Annotated in this window: 12 protein-coding genes; 3 read left to right on the top strand and 9 right to left on the bottom strand. The window is 37.8% G+C overall.

Annotated elements, in window-relative coordinates:
• The first annotated feature begins 123 nt into the window (after window positions 1-123).
• Both JFU24_RS16695 and pepT read left to right on the top strand, forming a co-directional pair.
• Window positions 124-1,581, top strand: a complete 1,458-nt coding sequence (locus JFU24_RS16695) for an alpha-amylase (RefSeq protein WP_201250195.1) — start codon at window positions 124-126, stop codon at window positions 1,579-1,581.
• A gap of 217 nt (window positions 1,582-1,798) precedes the next feature.
• Complete coding sequence (gene pepT / locus JFU24_RS16690; RefSeq protein WP_201250194.1) at window positions 1,799-3,034, top strand: peptidase T; 1,236 nt, start codon at window positions 1,799-1,801, stop codon at window positions 3,032-3,034.
• 85 nt (window positions 3,035-3,119) lie between these two features.
• Here the strand turns inward: pepT and JFU24_RS16685 are convergent, their stop codons facing one another.
• The 5 genes from JFU24_RS16685 to JFU24_RS16665 all read right to left on the bottom strand — a co-directional run bounded on the left by JFU24_RS16685 (window position 3,120) and on the right by JFU24_RS16665 (window position 9,917).
• Window positions 3,120-5,195, bottom strand: a complete 2,076-nt coding sequence (locus tag JFU24_RS16685; RefSeq protein ID WP_201250193.1) for a catalase — start codon at window positions 5,193-5,195, stop codon at window positions 3,120-3,122.
• A gap of 473 nt (window positions 5,196-5,668) precedes the next feature.
• Entirely contained in the window at window positions 5,669-6,277 is a 609-nt protein-coding gene (locus JFU24_RS16680) for a hypothetical protein (RefSeq protein WP_201187722.1), read from the bottom strand.
• Complete coding sequence (locus tag JFU24_RS16675; RefSeq protein ID WP_201187724.1) at window positions 6,274-6,915, bottom strand: phosphate starvation-inducible protein PhoH; 642 nt, start codon at window positions 6,913-6,915, stop codon at window positions 6,274-6,276. The genes JFU24_RS16680 and JFU24_RS16675 overlap by 4 nt, the downstream gene beginning before the upstream one ends.
• A 284-nt stretch (window positions 6,916-7,199) precedes the next feature.
• Window positions 7,200-8,099 (bottom strand): LysR family transcriptional regulator, encoded by a 900-nt coding sequence (locus JFU24_RS16670; protein WP_201250192.1) that lies wholly within the window; start codon window positions 8,097-8,099, stop codon window positions 7,200-7,202.
• A gap of 369 nt (window positions 8,100-8,468) precedes the next feature.
• Window positions 8,469-9,917, bottom strand: coding sequence for a DEAD/DEAH box helicase (locus JFU24_RS16665; RefSeq protein ID WP_053348338.1), 1,449 nt, complete (start codon window positions 9,915-9,917; stop codon window positions 8,469-8,471).
• Window positions 9,918-10,284: 367 nt separating this feature from the next.
• Between JFU24_RS16665 and JFU24_RS16660 the strand changes: the two genes are divergently transcribed.
• Window positions 10,285-10,617: a heme oxygenase gene (locus tag JFU24_RS16660; protein ID WP_201250191.1), complete on the top strand. Its 333-nt coding sequence runs from the start codon at window positions 10,285-10,287 to the stop codon at window positions 10,615-10,617.
• 207 nt (window positions 10,618-10,824) lie between these two features.
• On the opposite strand, the gene rlmN is transcribed toward JFU24_RS16660, so the two are convergent.
• The 4 genes from rlmN to JFU24_RS16640 all read right to left on the bottom strand — a co-directional run bounded on the left by rlmN (window position 10,825) and on the right by JFU24_RS16640 (window position 14,758).
• Window positions 10,825-11,892, bottom strand: coding sequence for a 23S rRNA (adenine(2503)-C(2))-methyltransferase RlmN (gene rlmN / locus JFU24_RS16655; RefSeq protein ID WP_201187729.1), 1,068 nt, complete (start codon window positions 11,890-11,892; stop codon window positions 10,825-10,827).
• 81 nt (window positions 11,893-11,973) lie between these two features.
• Window positions 11,974-12,453, bottom strand: a complete 480-nt coding sequence (rlmH, locus tag JFU24_RS16650; RefSeq protein ID WP_056522008.1) for a 23S rRNA (pseudouridine(1915)-N(3))-methyltransferase RlmH — start codon at window positions 12,451-12,453, stop codon at window positions 11,974-11,976.
• A gap of 745 nt (window positions 12,454-13,198) precedes the next feature.
• The gene (locus JFU24_RS16645; protein WP_376182820.1) at window positions 13,199-13,363 is read right to left on the bottom strand and encodes a CxxH/CxxC protein; all 165 of its coding nucleotides are present in this window, start codon (window positions 13,361-13,363) and stop codon (window positions 13,199-13,201) included.
• Window positions 13,364-13,534: 171 nt separating this feature from the next.
• Window positions 13,535-14,758: a S1C family serine protease gene (locus JFU24_RS16640; RefSeq protein WP_201187731.1), complete on the bottom strand. Its 1,224-nt coding sequence runs from the start codon at window positions 14,756-14,758 to the stop codon at window positions 13,535-13,537.
• Between the last annotated feature and the right edge of the window lie 179 nt (window positions 14,759-14,937).

Below are 14,937 nucleotides of genomic sequence, written 5' to 3'. Positions count from 1 at the left end.
CTATTCAGAGAGACTGGTTACTTGTTTATTAATTTTATATACGGGGTAAAGATTTCCATCATTAATTTTCCGATTGTCCATTATCAATCTTGTCAAAACGTGTCGGTGTCAGGGGGGGAACGAATGAAAAGAAATCATACAATGATGCAATTTTTCGAGTGGCATCTTGAAGCAGATGGCTCTCATTGGGACAGATTGAAGTATGAGGCTTCCAAGTTAAAAGATATAGGAATTGACTGTGTTTGGCTTCCGCCAGTTACAAAAGGGCAATCCGTAGGGGATAATGGCTATGGAATTTATGACGGATACGATTTGGGTGAATTCGACCAAAAAGGATCCGTTCGAACCAAATACGGAACAAAAGAGGAATTGCTTCAAGCAATAGCTACATGTCATAACTACGGGCTTTGCGTGTATATCGATCTAGTTATGAACCATAAGGCTGGAGCTGATGGAACTGAAAAATTTGAAGTCATTGAAGTCAACCCGGACAACCGGATGGAAGACATTTCAGAACCGTTTGAAATTGAAGGTTGGACAACATTCGATTTTCCAGGCCGTAATAATCAATACTCTGATTTTAAATGGAATCATACTCATTTTAATGGAACGGACTATGATGCCGGAAACGACAAAATGGGTGTGTACCGGATAACAGGGGAAAATAAACATTGGAATAAGCATGTTATTGATGAATTTGGTAATTACGATTACTTAATGTTTGCGAATATCGATTACAGTCAGCCAAAAGTTCGCCAGGAGATGATTAGCTGGGGAAAATGGATGGTCGACACGTTAAAATGCGATGGTTTTCGATTGGACGCTGTAAAACATATTGATTATGATTTTATTAATGATTTTTTAAAGGAACTCCTCCCTTATACAAAGGAACATTTCTTCATGGTCGGAGAATTTTGGAAGGCCGATGTGAAGGCTTGCCAAACTTACTTAGAACAAACAAATCATGACCTCAGCTTGTTCGATGTTTCTCTGCATTATAAATTTCATGAAGCCTCAAAAGCAGGCTCTAAGTTCGACCTCTCAACCATCTTTGATCATACCCTCGTTAAAACCAATCCGGCACAGGCCGTTACTTTTGTCGACAACCATGACTCCCAGCCACATGAATCACTAGAATCTTGGGTAAAGGACTGGTTTAAACCATCAGCATATGCCCTTATCTTGCTGAGACTTTGCGGTTACCCCTGTGTCTTTTACGGAGACTATTACGGAATTGGCGGACCTTCTCCAGTTCCTGGAAAAAAAGATATTTTAGACCGCCTCTTATTTGCTCGATATGAAAAAGCCTATGGAAAACAAGAAGACTATTTCGATGATCCAAACACGATAGGCTGGGTCCGACTTGGAGTCGAAGAAATAGAAGGGTCTGGATGTGCTGTCATTGTTTCCAATGGAGACCACAACAGTGAAAAGAGGATGTTCGTCGGTGAACATCGTGCTGGTGAAATCTGGATTGACCTGACCTTTCATAGAGATGATCATATCACCATTGAAGAAGATGGTTTCGCAACCTTTCCTGTTCATGGTAAAAGTGTATCTGTTTGGGCGTTGAATATGTAAAAGTACATGCCCTTAGACCATACCTTCAAAAAACAACAGCAAAGAAGAGCATGTGGGGTAATAACATGCTCTTCTTTGCTGTTTTATACAAAATCATATTTTAAAGTTCACACCCTAAAAACGATAGAAGGACGAATCATTCATCCACTAGAACAAAGTTGATTTTTTCATCCTAATCAAACATGGTAAGATAAGGGAAAAAGGAGCTGAGGGAAAAATGAAAAATGAAATTATTAAAAGATTTACTTCCTATGTAAAGGTGGATACGCAATCCAATGAGGAAAATCCCACATGTCCTTCTACAACCGGACAGTTAACTTTGGCAAATACATTAGTAGAGGAATTACAAGCAATCGGGATGACAGAAGTGACAATTGATAAAAATGGCTATGTTATGGCGACTTTGCCTGCCAATTCAGAAAAGAAAGTACCGACTATCGGATTTTTGGCTCATATTGATACGGCGACGGATTTTACTGGGAAAGATGTAAAACCGCAAATTGTTGAAAGTTATGATGGTAGTGATCTTACTTTACATGAAAAATTGAATGTCATCCTATCACCTAATGATTTTCCTTCGCTTAACGACTATAAAGGGCATACCTTAATCACAACGGATGGAACAACCCTACTCGGCGCAGATAATAAGGCTGGCATTGCCGAAATTATGACAGCTATGGATTATTTAATTCATCATCCAGAAATCAAACATGGAAAAGTCCGCGTGGCCTTTACTCCAGATGAAGAAATCGGCAGAGGACCACATAAGTTTGATGTAGCTGCTTTCGATGCTCAATTTGCCTATACAGTAGATGGCGGTCCACTTGGTGAACTTGAATATGAAAGCTTTAATGCGGCATCAGCCAAGATCACTATCAAAGGGACGAATATACACCCTGGTACTGCCAAAGGGAAGATGATCAACTCAGCTAAGATTGCCATGGAGCTCCACAGCAAACTCCCTCGAGAAGAAGCACCGGAATATACAGAAGGTTACGAAGGATTTTATCATCTCCTTTCATTTCACGGAGATGTTGAGGAAACCAAGCTTTCCTACATTATTCGAGATTTTGACCGCCAACAATTTAACAACCGTAAGAACTATATAGCGAAAGTCACCGAAGAATTAAGAGAAAAATATGGTCAAAATCAAATCCTTCTTGAATTGAATGATCAATACTACAACATGAAGGAAAAAATCGAGCCGGTCAAAGAAATCGTCGACATTGCCTATGAAGCGATGGAGAAACTCGGAATCAAACCAAAAATCTCACCAATCCGCGGTGGTACGGACGGTTCTCAACTATCGTATATGGGCCTACCAACACCAAATATTTTTATAGGCGGCGAGAACTTTCATGGCAAATACGAATTCATTTCCGTCGATAATATGATGAAGGCCACCAACGTGATTGTTGGAATTGTCTCTCTCTTTGAGGAAAAAGCATATTAAAGATGTGGAGAGTTATTACAATAATAATTTCTAAATCACACTAAAAACCCAGACTCCTTAAAGTCTGGGTTTTTACATTCAAGAATTAAGAACGTGCCCAATGACGGTGCTTAGCAATCGCATCGATAAAGGCAGCAGTAGATTCACTATTTGTATCCGAAACGGCTATAATGCCTCCGTTTGGATCAAGTGAAGTTATGCCTACCTTCGTTAGAATTTCGGCTCCTTCTTTTCCTGTTCCAATCGCTTTGAAATGGTTGTAAGCTTCTTCGACAAAGTAAATCGGATCCTTCAAAGTCTTTAATGAATCGACACTCTGCTGTCCTCCTGCCACATACACAGCATCGAATAAAACCGAGTCAGCTGTCAGGAATGTTTGATCGACCTCGAGTTGCTGGCCTTCAGCACTTGTAATCCAACCACGATTATTACTGATGATTTCTGCGATAATACTAGCCGATTTAAGAGATTCCAGGACTTGATAAACTTCAGATCCGTTAAATCCATCTGCAGCCAACACAGCCACTTTTCTTGTCGCCGCAGTATTGGCTTTCATTTTCTCTTGGCTTAATGCTGAAGAAGACAGATCCATTTTGACCTCACGCGTATTTGTAGGAGGATTCACTCCGACTCCAATTGCAATTATTTTAGCCAGCTCCACATCTACATTGCTGAACATCTCTACGATTTGCTGCTGAACGTCCTTACTTTTCACTTTTCCCACTTCAAAGTGGAAAGCCTGAATAATATGCTCTTTCTCCACATCTGTCATACTATTCCAGAATAATTTTGCCTGACTGTAATGATCATTGAAGCTTTCACTGCGTTGACGCACCTTCCTGCCATCCACTTTTTCCTGATAATGAGCATAGCCGCCTTCTGCATTTGAGGCAGGTTCTGGAGAGTTATCGGCTAGTGAATTCTTATAGTAGCTTACAGGACCAGGGTTTATTGCCATACGGTGCATGCCATCCCGTTGATTATTGTTCACGGGTGCAACCGTTCGGTTAATCGGAAGCTCATGGAAGTTAGGACCACCTAATCTGGATAGCTGGGTATCTGTGTATGAGAATAATCGTCCCTGTAGCAACGGATCATTGGAAAAATCAATACCCGGTACGACATGCCCCGGATGGAAAGCTATCTGTTCCGTCTCTGCAAAAAAGTTATCCGTATTTTGATTCAAAACCATTTTCCCGATAATTTTCACTGGGATCTGTTCTTCTGGCCATAGTTTAGTAGGATCGAGGATATCAAAGTCAAATTTGAATTCGTCTTCCTCCTTAATCAATTGCACGCCAAATTCAAATTCCGGATAATTCCCTGTTTCAATGGCTTCCCATAGATCTTGACGGTGAAAATCGGGGTTTTTCCCAGCAATTTTCTGTGCTTCATCCCAGACAAGGGATTTAACACCAAGTACCGGCTTCCAATGGAACTTAACGAAATGGGCAACACCTTCCTCATTAACAAAACGGAATGTGTGGACACCAAACCCTTCCATCATCCTGAAACTTCTTGGTATGGCTCTGTCCGACAGATGCCACATAATCATATGGGCAGTTTCTTCATTATTGGCAACAAAATCCCAAAATGTATCATGTGCAGACGCCGCTTGAGGTATTTCATTATGAGGTTCCGGCTTAACCGCATGAATTAAATCCGGAAATTTAATGGCATCTTGGATAAAAAATACTGGGATATTATTTCCGACCAAGTCATAGTTCCCTTCCTCAGTATAGAATTTAGTAGAAAATCCCCTAACATCACGGACCGAATCTGCTGATCCTCGGGAACCTGCTACGGTTGAGTATCGAACAAATACCGGTGTCTTAACTGATGGGTTTTGAAGAAACTTTGCCTTTGTATATTCAGCCATCGGCTCATATACCTGAAAATATCCATGTGCCCCGAACCCGCGCGCATGTACAATCCGCTCGGGAATACGCTCATGGTCAAAATGGGTCATTTTTTCACGAAAATGAAAGTCCTCCATCAATGTTGGACCCCGGTCACCCGCCTTCAAGGAATGCTCATCCTCCGAAACACGCAAACCTTGGTTAGTAGTCATCCTTTTCCCGTTATCGTCCACTCGATATTGATCCAACTGTTGATTTTTGCTTTGTTCATTTACTTTTCCGTGTTCGTTTTCATTCGTCATCCTTGTCATTCCCCTCCATGTCTTTAAATTTCAGGCAAAATCATGGTGTATGTATTTTCTTTATCAAGCTTTTCACTTCTTTTATATTTCAAATAAGTTACTATCTTTCCTCATATACCACCCGATTTTGACAATTAAACAGATCCCGAAAAAGAATATTTGGTTTTATTTTTCAACTAGCCAGACAAAAATGGATTTCTTCCTTCTTTAATAACAAAAAATACCCAAGTAGATTCACTGGATGATTACTATAAATTATTGGAACAAAATGGTGTGGGGGAACTTTACTGTAGCAAACGCAGTACTTGCTATACAATCGGAGTAGAGTCCATTTAATCATTCTTGTAAATCCATAAAACTATAGCAACATGCTCTTTCCTGAACAGGAAGCCATCGAACTATCCTAAATAAGAAAAGGTAACGGAGGACATGTTGATCTCCGTTACCTTTTGGAAGATTTTCAAATTACATCATTATACATCGCCTTCAGCAAGCCAAGGGAAGAATCCATTCAGAAACCTTTCCGTTGCTGGCATAAAATAAGAGCCATAATGGTAATCAGGGTCAAGAGTCATAACTACCCAAGTACCTTTTGTACTGACCTTATCAATATAAAGAACGGCACCACCATCCTCAGTAGAGACAAGGATATCTGAACCTTTAGGCGGCCAATATACGCCATGCTGATGCCAAGTCGAATCAGCAAGTGTTAGATAGCGGCTGAATAAGTCATGGTCAGGCTTTTGGAGGACCAAACCGCTTTTGGGATCCTTTTCAAGCCACCACCAAAAATTCGTTTCCCTGAACTCCCAATTATGGCCTGGAATCCATTCATTCAGCTGTGGACCAAAGGACACAATGATCCCACCCCTATTAGCGAATTCATATATTTTATCCATGGACTTCATGAGAAGGCCCATATGTAGTTGGGAAGGAAGGAGCAGGACATCAAATTCATCAATTGACGTTTTAACTAGATCAGGAAGATAAATTAGTGTATCAATATATTTACGATATTTCGGCTCGGTATATGTCCGATGGTGTTGTGAACTACCACCGTCAATTACTGCAATTTTCCTCATTTCACTTCACTCTTCTCTTGAAGTATTTGGTATTCATTCCGTACCCACTGCATGAGTTGGAAGCTAATACGGACTGTTGTTTTTTTCACATTCATCGAACCAAATAAATCGTTTCCTGAATGAACAAGAATTGTTCCTTTTGTGCTGTGCCTATCAATATATGTGATTGGTTCTCCACCAGGCAACGTCAACAAAACCTCAGCTTTATCAGGAATTGGATGATGACCTCTTGCAAAAAAGCCTGAAACCCCTTTATTATAGGTCATATCATCCTCTTCCACCCCTTCAAAAATCGGGTGGGGTTGGTGGACTGATACAACATAGTCTTGAAAACTGTGTATCGTTTTAGGGATAAAGTTCGATCCCCCTGGTAGCCAATCCATAAATATGTTGCCACAAAAAACGATGACTTTTTTATCATTTAAAAATTCATGAATTAACTCTTTATGTTTATATAAAAATTTCTGATCTATTAAACCCTGGATGACCAGGCATTTAAAAGGTTTTAAATCAATATCTGGTAGTTCGTAAGTATCAATAAATGTAAAATCCTCCTGATACTTAGGGTCGTTCACCCTTGCTTTTCCAAAATAGCTTCCTGTATCAAGCATCAGAAAGTCGTTTTTTTTCTCATTCATTTTTTTCCTCCTCAACAATGCATCTATCAAACTTTGCATAAAACAGATGTTGGCGATATCTTCATAGCTTCCTTCTACATCCTTAATTATCAGAATCACCTTTGTGTAATCTCAAACTACCAAAATTGATAATGATTATCAATATCGATTATTCTGCTTTTTTAATGATAATCCTTAGTTTCATTGCCGCCATATTCCTTTTGTGATATTTATGAATGGCACTATTCATTTTCTTAATACAAAGGTTAGTTATACAAATAAAAAAAATCCTCTCGATGAGGATCTTAAACGAATTGAAGGAAATGTTGCTTTAACTTATTACAAAAATCCTGTTCATAATCTGTAAGCTGAGTATTCTTACGGATTACTAATCCGTTTTTCCGCTTAATTGATAGCCCTGATACCGGCCTTGAAACTAACTCTCCTTTACTTAATTCCTCCGCAACAGCAAAGCTAGGTAGAAAGGCAATCCCATGTCCAGCTTTTACAGCCTTTTTGATTAATTCAAAGTTGCTCATTTGTAAATACCTCACCTTAACTTGTCGACTACGTAAATGACTCTTGATATATTGCTGTAAGTAATGACTCTTTGGCAAGAGGACGGTTTGGTTATGTAAATCACGGCAGTAAAGTGTTTTTCTTGTATCCCATAAATAATCGTTTGGGAAAATCAGGGATAGTTCATCCTCGAATAAAACTGACGTGTCATAGTGGTCCATTAAATAGTAGTCTTCAGGATAGATTGGCATGATTGCAAAATTGGTCAAGTTATCTTGAAGGCTTTTCTTTAAATCATCGTAACAAAAACTATTGATTTCAATGCACTTCTTTCGTGAAATCTCCTTGTATTGATGGAGAAGATCCGCAAAGAAGTAATCCGCAATATAATTGCTGACGAACACCGAGAGTGTCTGTTCAAAGTAGTCTACTTTTTTCATCGTTACTGAAGCCTCATCCACAAGACTCAGAATCTGTTTTGCATAAGTCAAGAGAACTTCCCCTTGCTTCGTTAACTCTACTTTCCTACCAGTACGATGAAAAAGTCTTGAATCAAAGTCTTGTTCTAAGTGATTGATATGATGACTAATAGTAGGTTGTGAGCAATAAAGTCGGCGGGCAGCCTCTGTGAAAGAGCGACACTCGGCAAGTACGATAAACGTCTCCATTTTCTCCAGTGTATTCATGTGTGTTTTCCCCCTCAAGACCGTCCTTTTGTGAAAATGATAATCATTATCATTTATATACTATCAGGACATGCTCATCCTGTCCATGTCAAAAATGCATCTATACTTTCTCTTTCATATGCTGTTCCTTAAAATTCAACTTAAAGGAATATTTCTATGTAGCTTCCTTTACACTCCTGTCGCTATGAGCCTTTGTATAATGAAAGATGTTAGACATCCCTTAAATGAAGTTACTTTTCTAGCATGTGATTGCCCTATCTACCGCTATATAACGGAGTAAAAATTTCTCATAAATAATCAATAACAAAAATAAAGAAGCGGCAAAGACCAATCATTCATCTTTACCGCTTCTTTATTTATCATTCCCTTTTAGTTCTTAAAGGCCTCTGAAACCTTTAAAAGCTTGCCTTTGACTTTCGTATTTTTCATCACTTTCAAAACAAGAGGTCCCTTTTCATTCAATATTTCCACATAGGAAACATTGTCCTGAATGGTGATAATTCCAATATCTTCGGCTTTAACACCATCAATTTTCGCAATTGTACCCACGAAATCAACGGCTCTGATTTTCTTTTTCTTACCGCCATTAAAATATAGCTTCATGATTTGTTTATTCAATTGTTCACTTTTATCTTTTTTTATTTTGGGACGAGCCTCTAGTTTCGCTTCAAAATCATTCATCTTATTCGAGACATCTTCTTCTGATGGAGGAGAGATTTTAGGGATGTCAAATCCGATATAGCTTTGAATCTCTTTAAGGAACTTATCTTCGTACGGTGTCACGAAAGTAATAGCTTTCCCTTTTTTACCAGCTCGACCTGTTCTTCCAGTTCGATGTACATAGCTTTCTTTTTCTAGTGGAAGATCATAATTAATAACATGAGTAATATTATCAATGTCAATTCCCCTTGCAGCTACATCTGTAGCAACTAAATAGCGGAATTCACCTCTTCTGTACTCGTTCATCACAGCAAGACGATCTTCTTGAAGCATACCTCCATGAATCATATCGCAAGGATAATCTAAATCCATTAACTTTTCACAGACTTCGTCCACCCGATCTTTCGTCCGACAAAAAATGATGCAGCTATCAGGATTCTCAGTGATTGTAACGTCTTTAAGCAAGGAAAACTTATCATCTTCCTTCACTTCGATTAGGGCATGTTCAATCTTTTCAGTCGTTATGCCCGTTGCCTTAATCTCAATATCTAAAGGATCGTTCATATATTTTTGACAAAGTTTCTTTATACTCTCTGGTAAAGTAGCAGAAAACAACATGGTAACTCGGTTTTTTGGAAGCTCTTTAATAATGGCTTCCACTTGTTCGATGAACCCCATATTTAACATTTCATCCGCCTCATCAATAACCAAATGTGTTAAGCGCTCCAAAACAAACGTACCTTTTTCAATATGATCGAGTACTCGTCCTGGCGTTCCTACAACTACATGACTTTTTTGTTTAAGTTCTGCTTTTTGTAGAGCAAATGGAGATTTTCCATAAACCGCTGTTGCTTTAATTCGTTTAAATCTACCTATATTCGTAATATCCTCTTTCACCTGTACAGCAAGCTCTCGCGTAGGTGTTAAAATAAGTGCCTGCGGCTTATTCTCCTGCCAATCAACCATATCGCAGATCGGTATGCCAAATGCTGCTGTCTTACCACTCCCTGTTTGCGACTTCACGACAAGATCCTTTCTTTTCAATGCAACAGGAATCACTTCACGTTGAACTTCCGTTGGTTGCTGATAACCCAGACTCTCCAATGCCCTTACAATTTCATCACTTAATGTATAATCAGTAAAACTTAATTCAGTCATATAATAGCCTCTTTTGTTGTTTATTATCTTACTTTATTGTTTCCACAATCGTTATTTCCTTATACTGATTTCTATTATACGCGATATGAAGTGATAAACCTCGTAATAACCAAACTACTAGATGCTTTTTTCATGTGATCTATTCTTCTATTTTTAAAAGACATGTCTTTTAAAAAATAATAAAATGAAGCTCCTTTACCTATTTTTTAGTGAAAGGTTGCCTTCCGAAAAATTTATTTCTTTCAAACTTCTTTAACCTTGCTTTGATTAATCAAAATATCCTGCTTATATGCTAAAATATGTATGATACAAGAGAGTTAAAAAAAGGTAAAAACCATTAAATTCTATCTAAAAGGAGCGTTGATTTATGATAATCGTAACGAATAGAATTAGAGTTAAAAAAGGGATGGGTGCAGTTATGGCCCCAGGATTTACTGCACCAGGCCCACTTGATACAACAGAAGGCTTCGTAAAAGTAGAAGTATTATTAACACAAAACTTAACAGATCATGATGAACTAAACGTAAATATGTACTGGGAAAACCTTGATAACTTTACTGCTTGGAGAAATAGTGATGCGTTTAAAGCTACACATAAACGACCTGAACCTAGTTCCGATGAAGCAAAAAAAGAATCACCTATTCTAGGCAGTGAACTTACTACTTATGAAGTTGCCTCAGTAAAAGAAATAGCTAAATAGGAAACTTCAAAAAGAGTTTTATACGAAATTCGTCCGTTGGAGGTATTATTTCGACCGTGGCCAGGAATAATTCGACCTTCAAAGAGATTATTCGTCCGTCGACACAATTAAATCGACCTTCCATCATTTAATAAATCAGAAAAAACAGTATGTGTTCAATAACATACTGTTTTTTCTGTTGGATTTTGGCTTTTATTCATCAAATTCTTATTGAACTTCAGCCTTTTTAATTTGTTTACTTCTTAACTGTCCGCAGGCTGCATCAATATCCGTTCCATGTTCTTGGCGGATTTTACAATTTACGCCTCTCTTTTTCAACGTATCATAAAACGAGAGAACTGACTCTTTCTCACTTCTTTGATATTGACTATGTTCATCTACAGGATTATATGGAATTAAGTTAACATAAAGCCGATGTTTTTTGTCATCAAGAAGATTGGCAAGTTGCTCGGCTTCTTCTTGATGATCATTTACATCTTTCAATAGGATATACTCAATAGTAATTCTTCTGTTTGTTTTTTCTAAATAATAATCAAGCGATTTCATTAATTTTTCTATTGGAATACCTCGGTTTATTTTCATTATCCGGGTTCTAAGTTCATTATTCGGTGCATGCAATGATATTGCCAGGTTTACCTGTAATTGAGTATCTGTGAATTCATAAATCTTGTTGGCAAGTCCACTAGTCGATACAGTGATACGCCTTGCAGCGATAGCAAGCCCTTTATGGTCCATAATTACCTTTAAAAAGTCTATCATATTTTCAAAGTTGTCAAACGGCTCGCCAATTCCCATTACAACTACATGACTAACAATGTCTTCTTGTTCCAATTTATCTAGATGCAGTTGAACGTTCATAATCTGTTCTACAATTTCCCCACTAGATAAATCACGACTTTTGGCTAATAGACCACTTGCACAGAAACTGCAACCAATATTACATCCTACCTGTGTGGTGACACAAACCGAAATCCCGTATTTATGCCTCATCATAACCGTTTCGATGAGGTTTCCATCCTGTAATTTAAACAAGAACTTAATCGTTCCATCCGCTGACTCTTGCTTAACATGCTCAGTTAAAGTTTGGATGAAAAAGTTATCTTTCAGTAATTGAATGCACTCTTTATTTACATCTGTCATTTCAGAGAAATCTGTTACGCGCTTCCTATAAAGCCACTCCCAGACTTGTGAAGCTCTAAACTTTTTATGACCATGTTCCAAAAGCCACGCTGTCAATTGATCGAATGTTAAACCATAAATGGACTCTTTATTCATACGTTACCCTCTTTTCATAACATTAAAATTTAATTCTACAACTCCAAAAACCTTATAAGCAATTCCTCTGAATTGGCAAATTTATTTATGATACGGTTCATTTCTATTTATTCTAAACGCTCGATATATTTGCTCCAACAGAACCAACTTCATTAGCTGATGCGGAAAGGTCATTTTAGAAAAGGAAAGTGCATAATCACTTCTTGAAATCACCTCTGAGCTAAGCCCCAGAGAACCACCAATAATAAAAGCAATTTTGCTTTTTCCATAAGTAGCTAGCTGGTCAATATGAGATGCTAGCTGCTCAGAGGTGAGCTGTTTTCCATTGATTTCAAGTGTAATAACGTAGGTGTCTTGGCTGATTTTAGCTAAGATTCGCTCACCTTCCTTTTGTTTTACAATGTCCATATCCGCTGCACTAAGGTTCTCCGGGGCTTTTTCATCTGGTACTTCAATAAGTTCTATATTAGCATAGGCACTTAAACGTTTTGTATATTCAGCAATTCCTTGCTTTAAGTATTTTTCTTTTAGCTTGCCAACAGTAATAATCGTTATTTTCATATATATCCTCTAACTTTCATTATGTTTTAGTATCATTTGTTGGATTTGCCTACCTATTATCATACCTTAGAGGGACCTATAAGCAAAACAAGCATATCCTTTCCAGTTTTGGATAAGTCCATTACATTTATAACCACTATAAATAATGATTCAACTATCATCTTTATATTAAAAAGCCGCTTCCTCCTTAAAAAAGTGGCAACGGCTTCCTTCATTCATAAGTGAATAATGTACATTTGTTTCTTTTCTAGAATAACTCAAGAGTAATGTAACCAAAAGTAGAACCAACAAAAAATGAAAATAAAAAACCAAACCTATTGAACTAGAATGCCTTAATATAACAGTAATCCAGTCATCATTATTCCAATAATGACTATTATTGATGCTTTATATAATTTTGTCCCTGATAAACTATGAAATTCCTTCATAATATAATCCCATTAAATCTTGATATGAATTTTATCGACAAATTTTGTATAAAACTAAGGTTGCCTAGATAGGCAGAGCTGATTACTTTAATAAGAATTCGCTACCCTAACTTTATTTTGCAGCCTTAATACTCTTTTTTTTGTTCTAATGACCTTTATCTCATATAAAGCACCAACGGCTTAAATATACGGCAATTCCATGCTCTAGTTTCTACTTTATAAAATGTTAAGAACATGTTAAGAACAGGTTACAAACATGTTATCCACAAAAGTTATCCACATATCCACATTTTCTATCCACATCTTGTATGAGAATATTAGTTCCCTACTAGATATATTGCCACGTTTCGACAATATTCACAGGTTGTTGATAACTGTTTTTCTTCAGAAATGAATGTTAAAACAGGGTAGGTTTCACACTCATATACCACTTCATCCAACGCCATATCTACGTGTTCCTGACAGCAATATAATTCCATCATACATCCTCCTCTTCTTTATTCAGTTTTACTAATAATGATGTACCTATTTATCCACACTTTGATTGGTATCTTTATCTTTTAGCAAATATCCACAAGTAATCGTATCAAAAAACAAGAAAATCGCAAGCAAAATAAAAGACAGGAAGTAGTCGCTCCCTGTCCTTTTTTTCTTTAGATTTCGCTGTTTGAAAGCGTGACTTCCGTGGTTTCTTTCTTTCCATCACGGTAATAGATAATTTTAACCTTATCACCGATTTTCTTATCATTGTAAAGATACTTTCTTAATTCTACTACGTCATGGATTTCTTCATTATCCATTCCAACGATGACGTCAAATTCTGCTAGACCTGCTTTATCTGCTGGAGAGTTACTTTGAACACCTGTTATTGCCACACCTGCAGTAACCTTCTTAGGCAATTTCAATGTATTTTGTTGATGATATTGCGAAATTTCTTCTACAGATGCTAAATTCACACCTAAGAAAGCACGTTTAACTTCACCAAATTCCTCGATATCATTAATAATTGGAATAACCGAATCAATCGGAATGGAAAGTCCGATTCCTTCCACTGCATTTTCTGCTATCTTCATCGAATTGATTCCGATGACCTGCCCGGACATATTAACAAGTGCCCCTCCACTGTTTCCTGGGTTAATCGCCGCATCTGTTTGAATAACCTCTGCATTCCAATCCACCTGTCCGTCTTCATTGATATCCACTTCAATTGTACGTTCCAAACCGGAAATGATCCCTTGTGTAATGGATCCAGAGAATTGAAGACCTAGCGGATTACCAATGGCAATGACAGGCTCTCCAGGTTTCAATTTTCCAGATTTCCCGAACTCGGCAATGGTCTTAATTTTATCTCCATCTACTACAATGACGGCAAGGTCTGTCCATGGGTCGCTACCTTGTAGTTCAGCTGGTAATTTAGTTCCATCACTTAACGTGACTTCCAATTCATTTGCGCCTTCAATGACGTGATTGTTTGTAACAATATAGGCTTTACCGCCATCTTTCTTATAAACGACACCAGAACCAGTACCCGCTTCAGCAGAACTGCTCTCGTTTCTTCCCTGCTGGCCCCAGAAGGTTGTTTCCTGAATATTTGTGATGCCGACTACCGCGTCGCTGGCCTTATCAACAGCATCAGTGACGGCACTTGTCACATCTACAGACAGGCTTTGCTGTGTCTGCTTCATCGATTCACTATCAGTTGATTTCTCTGTTGTATTTTCGCTGCTTTCGTTAACCAACAGTCCACTTCCCGGAAAAGCTAATAAAATAAGTAATGCCCCAATGATGGCGCCTCCCAAGCCTGAAAGAAAATAGCTCGTATGGCTCCCCTTTCTCTTTTTGTTTTGGTTCTCATCATTCTGATCATAATAACCCAAGACAGCTCCATCCTCTCATTTTAGGAATGAATTATAGCAACTACTATTGTTTGGTATCCTCCCTTAATTATACTCATTTAACCGAATTTTTCTAAAAAAATGTACGCCCTTATTTAAGGGTAAACTTAAAATTGAATAATATGTAGCAACTTTTCTATTTTCCTATACAGTTCTAACCA

Source organism: Peribacillus sp. TH27 (assembly GCF_016650915.1).
Classification (GTDB): Bacteria; Bacillota; Bacilli; order Bacillales; family DSM-1321; genus Peribacillus; species Peribacillus butanolivorans.
This window is presented reverse-complemented; position numbering and strand designations above follow the sequence as displayed.